This window comes from Chitinophaga arvensicola, assembly GCF_900110835.1.
Lineage (GTDB): Bacteria > Bacteroidota > Bacteroidia > Chitinophagales > Chitinophagaceae > Chitinophaga > Chitinophaga arvensicola.
In genome coordinates, this window is sequence record NZ_FOJG01000001.1 from 2,479,940 (window position 1) to 2,499,341 (window position 19,402).

Annotated in this window: 6 protein-coding genes; 5 read left to right on the forward strand and 1 reads right to left on the reverse strand. The window is 46.7% G+C overall.

The window, feature by feature from the left end; translation table 11 throughout:
• Positions 1-5 precede the first annotated feature (5 nt).
• On the reverse strand, positions 6-1,334 hold the full coding sequence (gene ahcY / locus BMW79_RS10475) for an adenosylhomocysteinase (RefSeq protein WP_089894216.1): 1,329 nt from the start codon (positions 1,332-1,334) through the stop codon (positions 6-8).
• Positions 1,335-1,859: 525 nt separating this feature from the next.
• Between ahcY and BMW79_RS10485 the strand changes: the two genes are divergently transcribed.
• The 5 genes from BMW79_RS10485 to BMW79_RS10505 all read left to right on the forward strand — a co-directional run bounded on the left by BMW79_RS10485 (position 1,860) and on the right by BMW79_RS10505 (position 19,390).
• Entirely contained in the window at positions 1,860-12,197 is a 10,338-nt protein-coding gene (locus tag BMW79_RS10485; protein WP_177192110.1) for a Calx-beta domain-containing protein, read from the forward strand.
• Between the two features lie 57 nt (positions 12,198-12,254).
• Complete coding sequence (locus tag BMW79_RS10490; RefSeq protein ID WP_089894226.1) at positions 12,255-13,169, forward strand: PorP/SprF family type IX secretion system membrane protein; 915 nt, start codon at positions 12,255-12,257, stop codon at positions 13,167-13,169.
• Positions 13,170-13,189: 20 nt separating this feature from the next.
• A complete protein-coding gene (locus BMW79_RS10495) occupies positions 13,190-15,340 on the forward strand; it encodes an OmpA family protein (protein WP_089894229.1) in 2,151 nt (716 codons plus the stop codon).
• 43 nt (positions 15,341-15,383) lie between these two features.
• Positions 15,384-17,867 carry a Calx-beta domain-containing protein gene (locus BMW79_RS10500; protein WP_089894232.1) on the forward strand — a complete coding sequence of 828 codons (2,484 nt, stop codon included), beginning with the start codon at positions 15,384-15,386 and terminating at the stop codon, positions 17,865-17,867.
• A gap of 272 nt (positions 17,868-18,139) precedes the next feature.
• Positions 18,140-19,390, forward strand: a complete 1,251-nt coding sequence (locus tag BMW79_RS10505; RefSeq protein ID WP_089894236.1) for a hypothetical protein — start codon at positions 18,140-18,142, stop codon at positions 19,388-19,390.
• The last annotated feature ends 12 nt before the right edge of the window (positions 19,391-19,402 follow it).

Here is a 19,402-nt window from a genome sequence, read left to right on the forward strand (position 1 = left end):
ATCTACTAGTATCTGTAGTAATCAGGTTTGAAAGGACCTTCTTTAGGAATACCGAGATATTCGGACTGAGCGGAGGTCAGGACATCCAGTTCTACGCCAACCTTTTTCAGGTGTAAGCGGGCAACTTTCTCATCCAGGTGTTTAGGCAGTACGTAAACCTTGTTTTCGTAGTTTTCAGAGTGCAGCCACAGTTCCAGCTGAGCCAGTACCTGGTTGGTAAAGGAGTTACTCATTACGAAAGAAGGGTGACCGGTAGCGCAACCGAGGTTCACCAGGCGGCCTTCAGCCAGCAGGATGATATCTTTACCATCGATGGTATATTTATCTACCTGTGGTTTGATTTCCACTTTGGTATTACCGTAGTTTTTATTTAACCAGGCAACATCAATTTCGATATCGAAGTGACCGATATTGGAAACGATGCATTTGTCTTTCATCAGTTTGAAGTGTTCGCCGGTGATGATATCGCGGCAACCGGTAGTGGTTACGATGATGTCAGCTTCTTTTACGGCGTCGTTCATTTTCTTTACTTCATAACCTTCCATAGCGGCTTGTAAAGCGCAGATCGGGTCAATTTCAGTAACGATTACACGGGCACCTGCACCTCTCAGTGATTCAGCAGAACCTTTACCTACGTCACCGAAACCGGCAACAACGGCAACTTTACCAGCGATCATTACATCGGTAGCGCGACGGATGGCATCCACACAGGATTCGCGGCAACCGTATTTGTTATCGAATTTGGATTTGGTAACGGAGTCGTTGATATTGATAGCGGGCATTGGTAAAGTACCAGCTTTCATACGCTCGTACAAGCGGTGAACACCGGTAGTAGTTTCTTCGCTCAATCCTTTGATATGCTGGATCAGCTCAGGGTACTTATCGAATACCATATTTGTCAGGTCACCACCATCGTCCAGGATCATGTTCAGTGGACGATCGGGGCTACCGAAGAACAGTGTTTGCTCTATGCACCAGTCAAAATCCGGCTCATTCAGACCTTTCCAGGCAAATACCGGGATACCTGCAGCAGCGATGGCAGCAGCAGCGTGGTCTTGTGTAGAGAATATATTGCAGGAACTCCAGCGAACCTCGGCACCGAGGGCTACGAGGGTTTCAATTAATACGGCAGTCTGGATAGTCATATGCAAACAACCAGCAACGCGAGCACCTTGTAATGGTTTGCTGTTACCATATTCTTCTCTCAGTGACATCAGTCCGGGCATTTCGGCTTCTGCCAGCTCTATCTCTTTACGACCCCAGGCCGCCAGAGACATGTCTGCTACCTTGTATCCGAGGTTAAAGTCAATGTTTGATTTTGCAATTGTTGACATTCTGAATTGTTTTTTGCAAATCTAGGGTTATTTTAACTTTTTACATAATGACACTGCACTGCTAAGGCATTAAACGGCCTAAAAATTTGTTAATCACACTACTATGAGTCCCTCTTTACGAATCAGATAAATTAATTTGATTTAATATAAATATTATTATAGATTTGCTAATTAAAATATATGATTTTATATTTAATCGTTTGGTGATGTGGAACAGGTGGAAGGGTATAGAAAAATAATAAAGATCATAAAAAACGCCATAAGTGCGTGTCGGAAGTCCCTCTACCAACAGATTTTAGATATATATAAATATATAATTGCCGGCGGGCTGGTTTTTCAAATTCATCAAATCAAACGAAGGAACAATAGAGAAGTCCCCGGGAGAGCCAATTAGAGAGATCCGCATATAGGGTTTTACAAAGGACTGTTTTTCACATTTTTGACTTAAAATCTATATGTATAAATAGAAATTTACACGCTTATATGTTACTCCTTTCCTATCCTACGAAATTAAATAAGCAAGGTATGCCCCATCGTATCCATGTATTCCTGTGCCGGGTTCTTTTCCTGTTCGCGGCGTTTTTTCTTATCCATATAGGTGTACAGGCGCAGATAGCAACCGTGATTAATCCGAATGGAGGAGGTGTTGCCGCTGGTCAGGGATTAAAGATCCAGGTAAATACAGATGGCAGCTATGTGGTTTTCAGAAACGGAAAAACGGAGTCCGCACAGGAAAGAGACGATTTGCCGGTAGGAATCCAATCAGCCTTCAAAATGCGGGGGGCAGGCTGGAATACCGGAACAGATCCCTATATCATCAACTTCACGCATATTTCAGATCTGATGGGATCGGGTACAGCAACAGATCCTTACAAGGTGTGCATGCTGCAATCACGGGATTATAAAGAAGGAAGTAGTTCCATTGTTCGCACCATGACGATCATGATGACGATCACGTATATACGCCCCAACAGTTATTTTACACTTGACTATACCTTTTATAATAACAGTTACAACACAACCTTTCACCTGTTCCTGAATGAGTTCCCTGCGCTGCAGGCACAATGGAACACACCTCCGGACAACATTGGGTTTGATCCCGGGAATCCATCTATCAACGATAATAATATCAGTGTAAAGGGATATGCGGTGATTCCGTCTACCAACGCCAATGTGGTGGGATTTGTAAGAGATCCGTCTGTGACACTGATGCCGAAGGCTACTCCCGGTACTTTTTCACATACCTATCATGCTTACAATACCTTTGGTTCGTGGGTAGCGAGTGGTGCGGGCGCCCGGACTGATTATGACCTGAGCAGCTATTCTCTATTCACCACGGTGGATGAGTCGACCGATAACACCTATAACAGGGGGATGGCCGCAGAAGTAGCGATGGGTATGAAGGCCCAGAACCAGGCGATTGGTACGCGTGTAGCGGTTGATTATGGAAACACGAATGCGCCTGCACATATCAACCTCCAGACATCCCCGCTGAGCACTGGTACAGATCCTATTTCCATTTCCTTTGAAAAGGATTCCGCCGTTGGTCCGGAAGGAAACGCCGGAGATACAACAGCTCCATTGCTCTACCTGGTAGTGAATAATAACGCGAACATTACCGCTCCGCTGTATGTGAAGATCAGGGATATTACGCCGGCAGGGCTGCATAAAGCGGTGAAAAATGTGGATTACTCCTTTAGCGGCGGATTTATGATCCCTGCCCAAACTTATGCAGCAGGCGATAAAATACAGCTGACCAATATCAAAATTAATGGTAACAATAACCTGGAGTATAGCCGCTATGCGACGTTTGAACTGGTGCCGGTAACGGAAAACCAGTTGGTGACCATCACCGGCAAAACAACCAGCACCTATACGATACAGGATGATGAACCGAAAAAGATTACCATACAGGCGCCGGCAAAAATACTGGAAGGAACTGATGACAACATACATGTTAAGCTGCCGCCTGGTGTAAATGCAACTGAACCCATTACGGTTAACATCTCCCTGAAAAGTCCGGAAACGGAAGCTACTGCCGTGAAAGACTTTACTTACAATCTGAGCGGGATTATCGGAATAGGTTCAAACGGAGTTGATATTCCCGTAAGGGCTATCAAAGATAGTATCCTCGAAAAAGACGAAGCCGTATACTTCAAAGCTACGGCAGATGTCATGGGGCAACCTCAGGCCGACTCCATTTCCTTATTGATTCAAGATGCCACACGGTTAGACCCCACGCTAACCGTTGTTTCGTTTATAACGGATGATCCAACGCTGCTGAAAGAACCTTATGATGGCCTTGTAACTTTATCCTTACCCAAAGATGTAACAACGGAACTACCAATTACGGTAACGATAAATAAACTGGGAACTTCTACTGCCACGGACGGAACAGATTATGTATTATCCGGTTCTGCTGTGATTCCATTCGGCGCGGGCAAGGTAACATTACCTTTTAAGATCAATGCCGATAATGCCATTGAAGGAACCGAAAAAGTAAATCTCAACTTTACCGCCACGGATGGTATTGTGGGTACAACCTACACTACTTCTCCAGCTACGATCAATATCATCGATGCGCAGCTGCCGATGACAGACGCCATCGTTTTACATATTTCTGCCAACAGTATTAATGAAGGCGCTTCGCCACAGGTATGGGCAGCACTTCCTGCCGGACTGACCACTGAAATTCCTATTGCTGTACAATATACGCCTGGTCTTTCTTCTACGGCAGCCACATCTACTTATACCTTCCCGGTAAATACTGTTACCATACCGGCTAATGCCATCATTTCCAATAAGGTAACCGTAGGTACCACTACCAACCTGGTATTTGATGATACCCGCAAGCTTGTACTGGTAGGTAGCAGCGCCGATAATAATATCCTGGTAAAAGATAGTCTGACGCTTACCATTAATGACCAGACCACCGGTACGAAGCAACTTACCATCGCTTCCGTGAAGTCTCATTTAACGGAAGGCGATAGTACCCGTTTTACAATAGCATTGCCTGCCGGATATACATCTGCCAAAGAGATAGCCATTGCCCTGAAGAGAAAAACCTCTTCCGAAGCCGCTGCTACAGACTTTGGATGGATCGTAAACGACACCATTAAACTACCTGCATATACTGCTTCTCCCTATACAACGCCTTACACAGTTATAAAGGCTATCGGAGATGATAATATTATAGAGAAAGATGAGCAACTGGACCTCTCCGGTGCTGTATCCGGATTAACCGGTTACACCGTAACGGATGCCACCGTCATTATTGATGATGCCACCCGCAGAGACGCCACAAAAACAAAGCTAACTTTTGTACCACCTCCTGGCGTACTGTTAGAAAACAGTGTCAATAATATAGGATTCAGCTTACCGGTAGGTATTACTACTGAAATACCGATTAAAGTTACTTTTGGGACGGTAACAGGAACGGCTACACGGAACACAGATTACTATCTGCCTGCTGATACCACCTTTACTGCTACTTCCGGTATTGCAGAATTAAAAGTGGTGGGTGATATCCTGGTAGAAGATGCAGAAGATATTCATATTACTCCTGCCGTAAGTGATAACTACAGCACCGTTTACAGTTATCTGCCGGCTTCACTGGACCTGATCATCAAAGATGCGCAATATCCATTTACCAGCCCTGATTCTGTATTGCTGACCAGTACACCTGATCCGGTAACAGAAGGCAGTGGTGCCACCATCACTGCTACGTTCCCTCATGGCTGGAAGGCAGGTAAGGACTGGACCATCAACCTGGCGAAGGATGCTACGCCATCTATCGATAACAGCAGGCATGGCGCCATTCCTGCTTCAGTAGTCATACTGGCCGGAAACGCATCTGCCACTACTGCCGCCATTACCACCAGTACGAACCTGGTGTTTGATGATGGTGGTTATATTAAAGTAGACGGTAACACGGGCAATACCAGTATGCCTGCCAGCAGCGCCATTATCAACGTAGCCGATGGTACCGATCCAACGAAGAAACAATTCACGTTGTCGGCTGTTACCACACCACTCGCTGAAGGCAGCAATACTAAGTTTACCGTTTCACTGCCGGTAAATTACTCCACTGCCAAAGACGTAGTGATTACCCTGGCTACTAATTCAACAGGTACTACTGCATTGGCGGCAGACTACAATACGCTGCAAACTTCCATCACCTTCCCGAAAGGAGCTACCACGTTTACTACGGCGACCGATGTGATAGCAGCCACCACCGACGAGGTGATAGAAAAAGACAAACAACTGAAAATAAAAGGTACCGCTACCGGCTATACGATTACAGATGCATCTATCCAGTTGAATGATGCTACCCGAAGAGATAATACAAAAACACAGCTCACTTTCACCGCGCCATTGGCACCAGTGAATGAAGGCAGTACCGGTAATATCGGGTTCAGTCTTCCTTCCGGTGTAACCACAGAAATACCAATCAAGGTTACGTTTGGTACGGTAACCGGAACGGCAACACGTAACACCGATTACTACCTGGCTGCCGATACTTCCTTTACCGGCGCTTCCGGTATAGCAGAAGTGAAAATGGCATCAGATATCCTGGTAGAAGATGAAGAAAACATCCAGACAACGCCAACGGTGAGTGATGAGCTGAGCACCGTGTACACGCTTCAATCACTGCCGCTGAACCTGAAAATAAAAGATGCGCAATATCCATTTGCCAGCCCCGATTCTGTATTGCTGACCAGTACGCCAGATCCGGTAACCGAGGGCAGTTCTGTTAAAATCACCGCGACATTCCCTCATGGCTGGAAAGCGGGTAAAGACTGGACCATCAACCTGGCCAAGGATGCCGCACCATCTATCGATAACAGCAGGCATGGCACTATTCCGGGTTCAGTAACCATACTGGCCGGAAACGCATCCGCTACCACTGCTGCCATCACTACCAGCACCAACCTGGTGTTTGATGATGGTGGTTATATTAAAGTAGACGGCAACACGGGCAATACCAGTATGCCTGCCAGCAGCGCTATTATTAACGTAGCCGATGGTACTGATCCTACAAAGAAACAATTCACTTTGTCGGCCGTTACTACGCCGCTCGCTGAAGGCAGCAATACTAAGTTTACCGTTTCACTGCCGGTAAATTACTCCACCGCCAAAGATGTAGTGATCGCCCTGGCTACTAATCCAACGGGTACCACTGCACTGGCCGCTGATTATAATACGCTGCAAACTTCCATCACCTTCCCGAAAGGAGCTACCACGTTTACTACAGCGACCGATGTGATAGCAGCCACCACCGACGAGGTGATAGAAAAAGACAAACAACTGAAAATCAAGGGTACCGCTACCGGCTATACGATTACAGATGCATCTATCCAGTTGAATGATGCTACCCGAAGAGATAATACAAAAACACAGCTCACTTTCACCGCGCCATTGGCACCAGTGAATGAAGGCAGCACCGGTAATATCGGGTTCAGTCTTCCTTCCGGTGTCACCACGGAAATACCGATCAAGGTTACTTTCGGTACCGTAACAGGAACGGCAACACGTAACACCGATTACTACCTGGCCGCCGATACTTCCTTTACCGGCGCTTCCGGTATAGCAGAAGTGAAAATGGCATCGGATATCCTGGTAGAAGATGAAGAAAACATCCAGACAACGCCAACCGTGAGTGATGAACTGAGCACCGTGTATACACTTCAATCGCTGCCGCTGAACCTGAAAATAAAAGATGCGCAATATCCCTTCACCAGCCCTGACTCTGTATTGCTGACCAGTACACCTGATCCGGTAACAGAAGGCAGTGGTGCCACTATCACTGCTACGTTCCCTCATGGCTGGAAAGCGGGTAAAGACTGGACCATCAACCTGGCCAAGGATGCCGCACCATCTATCGATAACAGCAGGCATGGCACTATTCCTGGTTCAGTAACCATACTGGCCGGAAACGCATCTGCCACTACTGCCGCCATTACCACCAGTACGAACCTGGTGTTTGATGATGGTGGTTATATTAAAGTAGACGGCAACACGGGTAATACCAGTATGCCCGCCAGCAGCGCCATTATCAATGTAGCTGATGGTACCGATCCTACGAAGAAACAGTTTACGCTGTCGGCCGTCACTACACCGCTCACTGAAGGCAGCAATACCAGGCTTATCGTTGCGCTGCCGGCTAATTACTCCACTGCCAAAAATGTGGTGATTAGTCTCGCTACCAATCCAACCGGTACTACTGCGCTGGCCGCTGATTATAATATGCTGCAAACTTCTATCACCTTCCCCAAAGGAGCCAACACATTTGCTACGGCGGCAGGTGTGATAGAAGCCACCACCGACGAGGTGATTGAAAACGATAAACAACTGAAAATAAAAGGTACCGCTACCGGCTATACGATTAACGATGCGTCTATCCAGTTGAATGATGCTACCCGCCGGGATAATACGAAGACGAAGCTGACTTTCACCGTGCCTCCGGTTGCGATGAATGAAGGCAGTACCAATAATATCGGTGTGAGCTTACCTTCCGGCGTTACCACTGAAATACCAATTAAGATTACCTATGGCGCTGTTACTGGTACGGCTACACGTAATACTGATTACTACCTGGCTGCTGATACTACCTTTACGGGTGCATCCGGCAATACAGAAGTGAAAGTAGCAGCCGATATTTTAGTAGAAGATGCAGAAGATATTCATGTAACACCGGTAGTGAGCGACGCACTGGGTACCGTATACACCTTCCTGCCTGCGAGCCTGGACCTGAGCATCAAAGATGCGCAGTATCCATTCACCGGCACGGATTCGGTACTGCTGACCACCACACCTGGCAGCATCTTTGAAGGCAGCAGTGCCATCATCACCGCTACTTTCCCTCATGGCTGGAAAGCAGGTAAAGACTGGGTAATCAACCTGGCAAAAGATGCTACGGCTTCTACCGTTGCCAATACCCGTCATACTACTGTACCTTCCACAGTTACTATATTAAAGGATGCATTGTCCGGCGCTGCTTCTGCAGTGGTAGCTACCCCCAACCTCCTGTTGGATGATGAAGGGGTACTGGTGGTAAATGGAAATAAAGGCAACACCAGTATGCCGGCAACCGACGCTACGATTTATATCAAAGACAATACAGAAAAACAACCCAATGCCCGTAAGATGACCCTGACACCGGATGCCACACTGGTACCGGAAGGCAACAGGGTGATGGTGACGGTATCGGTGCCTTATGCCTCTACCAAAGATGTGAACATATCACTGGCGGTAGATGCAGCACTGACCACCGCGAAGAACCCGGACGACTATACGCAGACCACTACCACCTTCGTATTGCCAGCCGGAGAAACCACCAAAACATTTGAACTCCTGCAAACCAAAACAGACCTGGTACTGGAGAAAAATGAAGCCATCGTGGTGAATGCTACCGTTAATAACTATACGGTAAATAACCTGACGCTCGCCATCCAGGACCTGACCCGCAATACAGCGGCCAATCTGAAGCTGAATATAACCGCCTGGAAATCGCCATTGGCGGAAGGAGACAACGGCCTGGTGACTATCAGTTTACCAACCGGCGTTACCACCGAAATACCTGTTCATATTTTGTTGCCACAAACGGGTACCGCAGAAGCAGGGCTTGATTATACCCTGGCCACCAGTGTGGATCTGACGAGTGGTAACAGCGTAACTATTCCGCTGGATGTGAAGCACGACAATTTCACAGAAGGTCCGGAAGACTTTACCATTAACGCTACCGCAGGAGATGGTATCAGTACCTATACCGTGAATGCACCGGTGTTTACCATCAACGACGATCCATCCCAGTATCCGCTGCCAGGTCCGATTGTACTGCATACCACCGCCGCCGCTATCGATGAAAACGGCAGCGGCGCCTTCCTGAGCGCAGTATTGCCGAACAACTTGCAGGCCGGTAAAAATATAGTCATACATATCAGTAAAGACAACGTGGCCAGTACCGCCATCGCTGCGGATCACAACGCGTTGCCATCTCCATATGATATTACCATCGGAAAAGGAAATAAAACAGGTACCAGTTCCTTTGAACTGAAAGCACTGAAAGACCTGGTACTGGAAGATGATGAAACCATTGTATTAAAAGGCGACATCACAGATGCCACTTTCAATACGGCTGTCATAAACGATACCACCATTACCATCAAAGACAGAACGCATGATGATCCGGTAACCGGCTTCCTGCATCTGACAGCGGTGAGCGCCGGAACCACTGTACTGGAAGGCAATAATTACCAGATGAAGGTAAGTTTTGCACCAGGTGTAACCGCGAGCAAGGATGTAATTGTGGCCCTGGGTATCGGCGCCGGATCGGTTGCTACTACAGATGATGTGGATAACCTGCCTGCCACCGTCACCATCCCTGCAGGTGCACCGGGTATTACGTTCTCCTTTACCGCGAAATCTGATTACATCCTGGAAAAACCAGAACTGTTATGGATCGCCGCCGAACCGCAAAATATTGCCGGCATGACAGGAGCTAAGCTGTCGGTTACCATCAATGATGCCACCCGCTTGAATCCGGATAACCTGAAACTCGAAGTACGTGTAGATTCTTCTATCATACATGAAGGTAGCAGTAGCAATGTAACCGTTGGATTTGTGAACAGCCAGATCACTTCTTCAGAAGATGTAGTGATCAATATCAGCAGAAATACCACATCTACCGCAGATGATGCAGATTACAGCGGCATGCCTGCACAGGTAACGCTGGCAGCAGGAGAGCATAGTAAAGCATACCAGCTGCAACTGACCGACGATCATATCCTGGAAGGAGATGAACAATTGCAGTTTACTGCACAACTGGCCACCGCAGGCTATACCCTTTCTCAACCGGGTATGATCCTGATACCGGAAACCGGTGATATGCGCGTGATCTTACAGAAAACGCAGGATGCCGCAGAACCGGCTACTGCGGGTGCTTACCTGGTGAAGTTACCTGGTAATCTTACTGCCGCAGCAGATGTGAAAGTGGTATTCTTTGTGAGCAGTATTACCGGAACTACCAACATTGCACCGATACAAACTGCAGCAATAATAACCGCCGGCCAGAATAGTGTATCCGTTCCCGTGAATGTGATCGATAATAAGGTACTGGAGGGAGATGAAACTGTGAAGATGGCACTGATGCTGGCACAGATGAAGCGGTTCAACAAGAACATCGCGCTGGATGTAGATGATAAAGATACCGTTGCCTTAATAGTACATGACGATGAAAGCTTATCGCCCGGCCGTGAAATGACCATACAGCAAACAGCCGATGCATCCGAGCCTGACGTAGTGGGATCGTTCCGCGTTCATTTCTCTGATACACAGTTAACTGCTGTGAAAGATGTAAGTGTAGCCTATACCGTTAGTGGTACCGCTGTTGCAGATGCACGTTACCGTAAACTGAGTGGCACTGTGCTGATTCCTGCTGGTCAGAATGGCGCTGATATTAAAGTAACACCAATCGATAATAAGGTAGTGGAAGGAGATGAAAATGTGAATGTGCGGTTGCAAACCGTTACCAGTACCATGGCAGGTATTACCTGGCCTTTAGCTGCCACTGCCGCCGCCGATGTTATCATACATGATAATGATACCCTGGTGGTAGATATATCTGTAGAAGGCACGAGTGCGGCAGAAGGCGCCGGTGTGAAGTTTACACTGACATCGCCCACCAGCGCTGCCTACGATGTGCCGGTAAGAATCCGGATCACCCAGGATGCTGCCCGTACCTTCACAGCCGGAGAAGGTACCGTGAATGGTAACATTGTGACGATCAACATGCCGGCACTGCAACAAAAACACAGCTTTATTATTACCACCGGAGATAATGATATCAATGATGACGACGGCTTCCTGAAAGCAGCTATCCTGCCTTACCTTGGCGGTGGCAGCAGCACCCTGGTATACAAACCGGGGACAACAGATACTGCCAGAGTTACCATTACCGATAATGATCCGCTGACCCTCAGTTTCGCCGCAGATAAATTCAGCGTGAAAGAAGGTAATACCGGGGAAAACACACCGCTGCGCTTTAATGTACAACTGAGCCGGCAAAGTTCCCGTCCGATTACGATCAATTACGACTTTGAAGAATCAACAGAAGGGGTGTCTTATCCTTACATGGACTTCAAAGCCACACCGGGTGTTGATTTCGATAATACCATTAAACAGGCCGTGATAGCGCCTTTGCAAACCATCGGACAAATTACGGTGAATATCAAGGGGGATACTACTTTCGAACAGAACGAAACCTTCATCGTGAAGATGACGAATGTGTCGGTGCCTTCCGGTCAGCATGTGCCCACCCTGGGAGAACCGGTAAAAGCAACAGGTGTGATCCTGAACGATGATCCGATGTGTGATGCCTGTGATACCGATGGAGATGGGCTGACTGACAAACAGGAAGACATCAACGGTAACGGAGATCCGTTTGATGATGATACCGACGGAGATGGTATCCCTAACTTCCTGGACCTGGATTCTGATGGTGACGGCGTACCGGATTCCGTAGAGAAGTACAGCACAGATAATCGTTATATCAACAATAACAGTGGAAAGATCCGGGTACATCCGGCGATTTCACCTAACAACGATGGTATCGGAAATGACGTGATGTATATCGAGAACATTGAAAAGTATCCGAATAATGAAGTAGTGATCTTTAATCGTTGGGGCGGTACTGTATTCAAGCTGCAGCACTACGATAACAAATCGAAGAACTTCCGTGGTAAGGCGAATGCAGGTGGCAGTTCAGGAAATGATGTGCCGGATGGCTCTTACTTCTACAATATTGAAGTAGAGATTGACGGTAAGAAAGAGCGCTACACCGGATTTATAGTGATAAAACGTTAATGGACATACGAATCAAGGCAAGATGAGTCTGACAATAAAATACTTAAGCTGATACCTATGAAAGAGCGTCTTATGAAAGCTTTAGGGGTTATGATCATATGCTGGTGCTGTTGCCTGCAGGCTACTGCACAGCAGGAACCGTTGTACTCGCAGTATATGTTTAATGGTATGATCATCAATCCGGCTTATCCTTCTATGGACGAATCTTCCAGCCTGACGGCCGTGGGCCGTAACCAGTGGGTGGGAGTGGAAGGAGCGCCTAAAACCGCCACGGCCTCGTTTTATACGCCGATTAAAGCCACCAACACCAGCTTTGGCGTATCACTGATGAACGAAAAGATTACGGTGAACTCGCAGACAGCGGTCAATTTTAATATTTCCCAGCGGGTAAAACTCAATGAAAAAATCTACCTGGCCATGGGATTGAAGGGTGGTATGTCGCACTTCAGGGAAGACAACAGTTCACTGAGTACCACAGATCCGGTATTTGCACAGAACCAGAGTTACTGGAAAACGGATGTGGGGTTTGGTTTTATGTTGTTTACCGATCGCTTCTTTATCGGTATATCGTCGCCTACTTTTAAAAGTTTTGACCTGGGTAACAGTGTAAATAAAGTGGTGGTGCAGTCGCACTACTACCTGCAAACCGGTTACCTGATCAATATCAATGATGATGTAAAGCTGAAGCCGAATATCTTATTAAGACAGGTAAAAGGAGCCGGGTTTCAATACGACCTGAATGCCAATATCCTGCTGAAGAACCTGGTATGGCTGGGCGCCTCCTGGCGTTCAGAGAAAACCATGACAGGATTGGTACAGGTACAGGCAACGAAGAACCTGCAAATCGGTTATTCCTATGATACACCGATGCAGTCGAATCTGAAAGGTGCGCAAACGGTGTCGCATGAAGTGATGATCAATTACCGTTTTTCCTGGTCTAAGTGGAAAGTGGTAGCACCACGTTATTTCTAAATTTAAAAATCAAGAATGGTATGCGAAAATATAGTTTCTCTTCCCTCATACTTTTTCTGAGCATTGTTTCCCTGTTTGTTTCCTGCAGCGTGGTAAAGGATCATATACAACCGGGTGGCTTGGGTAGTATGGCTAAAGTAAAGCGTGCAGAACGGCTTTATAAAAGACAGGAATACGAAAGGGCTATCTCCTTATGTAATGAAGTGATTAATAATGGAGCCAAAGAAGAAGTAGCGAGACGGGCCAAACTCCAATTAGCCAGGGTTTATTTTGAAACCCGGCAGTTCGAGAAAACCATCAGCCTGTACGATGAATTGTTGTACAAGCCGGAGAAAGATGTGCTGGTAACAGATGTGACCAATTATATCGATCTGCTGAAACGCACCGGCAGGGTCATCAAAGCCCAGGAAATGAGCGCCGTTTATGCCAATAACTATAAAAATAATGCACGGTTTACCAACCTGCAGGAGTCGCTGGTAAATTACTATGGCTTCTTTAACCGTGATTCCATGGAGAATGTGCGGGTAGACAGTCTCCGCCTGAATTTACCGGGCTACCAGTACGGACTGGCCTTGTACCGTAACAACATTGTGTTCCTTTCCAACGACATCAAACGGAATGAACAGCAATCTTTTTACACCAACTCCAAACTATACCAGATTTCAGAAGACGGGGTGGAGCCTTTCAACAACAGCTTACGGGGCGTATTACAGGTAGGTCCGGCTTCCTTCTTTGATAATGGCGGGAAGGTGATCTATACTTCCAACCGGTTTACCGATGTGAAGAACGATAAAAATTCCTATATCAATTACAACAACGGAACGCAGTTGTTATCGGCGGTTTATCAACCTGATCATGATGTGTGGAGCAAGCCGGTACCGGTAAAGCTGGTAAAAAACATGGAAACTTACTCATTCCTGCATCCATCAGTTGCACCTAACGGTAAACGTTTGTACTTTGCATCCGATATGCCTGGTGGTCAGGGTGGTACAGATATTTATTATGCCGACTGGGACAAGGAAGGGAAACGGTGGAAAACACCGGTGAACATGGGACCACAGGTAAATACCAATGGAAATGAACTGTATCCTTTTGTGGTGGGTGACAAACTGTTCTTTTCTTCCAACGGACTCCGTGGATTTGGAGGATTGGATATTTTTGTCATAAATATTAAGAAACCGGAAGAAGGAACCGTACATTTGCCGTATCCTGTGAATACGCAGTTTGATGATCTGAATCCGGTATTGGATGAAAGCAAATTGTTATTATATTTTACATCAGACCGTTCGGGTGCACATGATAACGATCATATCTATGTATTAAACCTGAAGAAAAATCCTTTGAAACAGCTGGATTTGCCTTATCCCGGCAAACCAGTAAAAGAAGACGATAGAGTGCCTTATACCATGAATCAGACGGACAGCCGTCAACAGCTGACTTTAGTAGGAACCAAACAGTATGATAACCTGCCTGTGCAACAACAGGTGGTAGATAGTGCTGTGAAGAAGCCTGCACCTGCCGTAGCAGCAGCTGTTGCTCCTGAACGCAAGATGGTGGATTATGCCAACGATATCATCGATAGCTCCCCTGAAATTATTCCCTGGCAAAACGGACATCCCGGAAACAATACTACCGTAGCTGCAACACCGGTTAGCAATACTGCTGCACCCGCGTATACAGGAGCCGCCGCCTACAGCAGCCCGGAAATTGTATCCTGGCAGGCATCCGGCAGCGGTCCGCAGGCATTTAACGGCAGTGGTTACACGTTGCTGGGAAAAGATAGCGCCGTAAAAGTGCTGGAAGCCTTATGGAAAGTACCCGGTGTGATTTACTACGACCTGAACTCATTTGTACCACAGGACCAGGAGTGGCGTAAGCTGGATTCTATTTTCCGGATCTGGAAAGCCAATCCGCACCGGATCATTTTTGTAAACGGTCATACAGATATTATAGGTACAGAACGATATAATCTGTCGTTATCGAAGAACCGGGCTGTGTATATCCAGGAATGCCTGCTGAGCAGAGGCGTGACCGCAGATAAAATCAAAATCAATTACTTCGGTTCTACCCACCCGGTATGGGTGGCCAGGAATGAAAGCCTGGATGCCAACAGGGATTACTTTATCCAGTTGCAGGGAGTGAACAGGAGGTGCGAGATCAGGATTCAATAATTTGTTTATCGGTTATTTTTTAGCGTATATCAAACTATTACAAATGAACAAAATTTCCTCACTAATGCTTTTACTGGCGATAGGCTCACAGGCCTTCGCACAGGAGATGCCTGTTGTGTTTAACAAGAGCTTTAGTGCTCCCAAAAACCAGTATAAGAAACTGGCGATTGCGGAGAACAATGCAATTGTTGCTATCGGCGGTGGATCAGATAATGGTTGTATCACCAAATTATCCGCAACAGGAAACCTTATTTACAATGCCAAACTGAATAAAGGTGGACTGGTAGCATACCAGGATCTGCTTTTATTGCCAAAGAATGAACTGGTGGCAGTAGGCGGTGGTACCATTGCTTATGGCAATGCCCGTATTACCAAATTGTCTGCTACCGGAGAAGTAGTATTCGATAAGAGTATCGGAAACGGTCAGGGTGGCTATTTCACCCGGATCATCACAGATCGTCATGGTAATTATATCACCGTAGGTGTAGATGGTAGCAAGCCTGCACAGGCACGCATCACCAAGATGTCGCCCGACGGTAAAATTGAATTTGACAAAGGTTTTGGTGCGCACAACGTATTTACCAATGTGCTGATTGATGAAGATGAAAACATTGTTGCTGTAGGTGGCGACGTGGGTGATGGACAGGGAAAAGCTTACATGGTAAAAGTAGATGGCAAGGGAGAAAAACAGTTTGAACTTTCTTTTGGTAAACCAGGCGCCACTTTCGAAAAAATGTTATTGCTGGAAGATGGCTCCCTGCTCGCTATGGGCGGTGGTTCCTATGGTACCGGCAATGCCAGCCGTATTGCGAAAGTAAATGCAGAAGGCCAGGTAGTATTCGATAAAGAATACAGCACTGTAGATGGTAAGTTCAACGCCATGAAAGTAAATGACCTCGGTCAGATCTTTGCCTGCGCAGAAGAAAAAGACAGGGGCCGTATCGTAAAACTCCGTCCTGATGGCACCGAGTTATTCAATAAAGAAACCGACGCCGCTTTATATTCCCTGGAAGTTGGCAAAAATGGTAAAGTGGTAGCAGCCGGTGGTAACGTGGCCAACAACACCGGTAAGATCGTGAAACTGCTGCCCGATGGCGCCATTTCTATCGATAAAAATATTGGTTCTGTATTCCAGCACCTGTTGCTCACAGAAGACGATGAAATCTGTGTAGTGGCCAGAGAAGGCTACCGCATGATTAAACTGAGTCCTGACGGGGAACTGATGTTCGACAAACAGTTAGGTAAATATGATGCCAAAACAAGCCTGGCTTCCCTGCTCATGAGCCCTTCGGGCGAGATCCTGGCAGCAGGTGGCGGCGATGAAGACGGTAACCGTATCATCAAGATCAGTCATGGTGTATCTATCAATGATATCGCCGTTTCCGAGCCTTTGAACGGTTTATCCAATGCTACGCTGACCATTACCTTATCCGGTTTCTTAAGAAGCAATGGTGTTCGTACACCCGTGAACGTACATTACAAAACCATCCCGCATAAAGGTGGTGCAGGTCCTGCCGATTTCGACGTAACAGAAGGAACCATTTCTTTTGTACCATCTGAGTTTGCAGCCGGCGCTATTATTTCCAAAAGCATCCAGATCCCTGTAAAAAGCGATAACCTGCTGGAAGGAAAAGAAGCTTTCCACGTAGAAGTGCTGGATGCGTCTGAACTGTATCTCACAAAAGCAAAAGGAGAAGTAACTATCCTGGATCAGCCGGCGATGGTGAAATTTATTGGTGGCAGCAACGGTGCAGAACCAGCTACTGATGTGGTATTTTCCGCAGGTTTGTTTAAGAGAGATAATACACCACTGGTGAATGCAACATCCAAACCTGTTCGCCTGACTTACAAATTCGGCAACGGTACCGCTTTGCCAGGTGCGGATTTCGTGAGCAGCATCAAAGCGCCTTTTGTAATCGACAGCGGTGCTACAACTGCGAGCCTGAATGTAAAAGTAAAAGATGATAACCGTTTTGAACTTGCTGAAACCGTAGTACTGGTACTCAGCGAAATCAAGGCAGAAAACGAAGCAGTAGTAGGATATAACGGCGACGTGACCTCCATTTCTGCTTCGCAGTATATACAGGATCAGGCGGCCTATATTACCCTGGTAAAACTGACAGATGCCAATGAATCTGCCACTGCACCGGTAAGTATGTTTAAATGTATCCTGGTAAAAGCTGCTGATCAGTCAGTACAAACCAATTGTACCGGTAGTGATATCAACGTCTTCTTTGGCGTGGATTCTTCCAGCACGGCTACTTATGGTAAAGACTACGTGATCATGAACGGCGACATGGTGAAGATCACCGGCGATTGCGCTTTCAGCGAAACCGATATACAGGTGGCGTTGGTAAACGATCGTATCAAAGAAGCCGATGCGCTGGTATCCGTAAAATTGCGTGATGTTACCGCAGCGGCCAATGCAGGGATGTTGAAGATTTCCCCTGAGCTGAAACTGAATAAGGCAGTAGCCGTTATCCACGATGATGATAACGACGAAGGCACCGTGCTGACAGCTAAATAATAACGGCTTGGATCAATAACCGATATACGCGCTTCAGGCACACCTACTTCCCGCATAGTTTACTATGCGGGAATTTTTTTTGAAACATAGGGTCGAAAAATTTCCGCTTTTGAGCGACCCATCTCCGTTTTTTTAATTATAATAACAGGAATAAAATGTTAAAGTATTGATAATTAATTCTTTGCTATTTATCATGTGTTGTCAGCCTGGTTTACCAGAAATTTTCCGGTTACGATAAACATTAATCCTCGCCATTGTACAAAATTTGTGCAATGAAAACGGTCATCTCAACGCTCCTGGGTTGCTTGTTCCTGGTGTCCTTTGCCAGTGCACAGCAACTAACCAACGCACAAAAATTAGTACTAACCACCAATGAAGATTCACTCAATGCAGGAGTCGCCAAAAACAAAACTGTCATTTCGGGCTACGGGTCTGCCTACTACCAGCGAAACTTTAATGAACAGATGTCTTTCGCCACGCTGGAACGCGCGGTATTATTTGTAGGGCACCAGTTTAATTCGAAGATTGCTTTTTTTAGTGAACTGGAGCTGGAGAATGCCAAAGCGGGTATTGGCCAGGAAAATAATGGATTTACCGGGGAGATAGCCTTTGAACAGGCTTACCTGCGCTTCAACCTGAATCCCCGTCAGTACCTGGTAGCTGGGTTGTTTACACCGCGTATCGGGCTGCTGAATGAAAACCATCTGCCCGTAAACTTCAACGGGGTAGAACGCCCGCTGGTAGAGCAGGTAGTGATTCCAGCCACCTGGCGGGAACTGGGCGTAGGCTTTTATGGCCGTTTACGCCGGTTACCACTTAATTATAGTATTGCCATCGTCAATGGATTGGATGCCTCCAAATTTCAACATGGCACCGGTTTAAAAGATGGCCGCGCAGAAGGACAGGGGGCGTTTGCCAACAACCTGGCCATTACAGCGGCGATCCAGTATTTCTGGAAAGACTTTAAATTCCAGGTATCCGGTTATGCCGGTGGTACCAACGGATTGAATAAACGGAAGTCCGACAGTCTTTCGCTTAGCTACGGTATGGCGGCATTGCCGGTGTACATGGGGGAAGCGGATATCCAATATGCACACAATGGTTTCGCCTTTAAGCTGCTGGGTACTTCCATTTCTTTCCCGGATGCAGCGGATGTGAATAAAGCCTATGGCAATAATACCAGCAAGGGAATGTACGGTGCTTACCTGGAAGGAGGCTACAACCTGCTGGAGAAAAGCCGCAAAATGGCCGATCAGCAACTGATCCTGTTTGCCCGGTACGAAATGTTCGACCTCAATAGCGCCACCCCTCTTAACGCCATTTATGATGGCACCGAAAAACAGCAACACCTGATTGCCGGCTTCAGCTATCTGCCTATTCCCAATGTGGTGATCAAGGCGGATGTAAGATTAATGCACACGGGAGATGAGAACCCGGAACTGGTCATTAATCCAAGCCCGTCGCGCGTGCCTTATAAAACCAATAATTCTTTTCTCAATTTAGGTATCGGCTATTCATTTTAATGTTCAAATCAT

Coding starts and splice junctions, on each gene's coding strand:
- BMW79_RS10490 (WP_089894226.1), top strand. CDS start 12,255: ATGAAAGAGCGTCTTATGAAAGCTTTAGGGGTTATGATCATATGCTGG.
- BMW79_RS10495 (WP_089894229.1), top strand. CDS start 13,190: ATGCGAAAATATAGTTTCTCTTCCCTCATACTTTTTCTGAGCATTGTT.
- BMW79_RS10505 (WP_089894236.1), top strand. CDS start 18,140: ATGAAAACGGTCATCTCAACGCTCCTGGGTTGCTTGTTCCTGGTGTCC.
- ahcY (WP_089894216.1), bottom strand. CDS start 1,334: ATGTCAACAATTGCAAAATCAAACATTGACTTTAACCTCGGATACAAG.
- BMW79_RS10485 (WP_177192110.1), top strand. CDS start 1,860: ATGCCCCATCGTATCCATGTATTCCTGTGCCGGGTTCTTTTCCTGTTC.
- BMW79_RS10500 (WP_089894232.1), top strand. CDS start 15,384: ATGAACAAAATTTCCTCACTAATGCTTTTACTGGCGATAGGCTCACAG.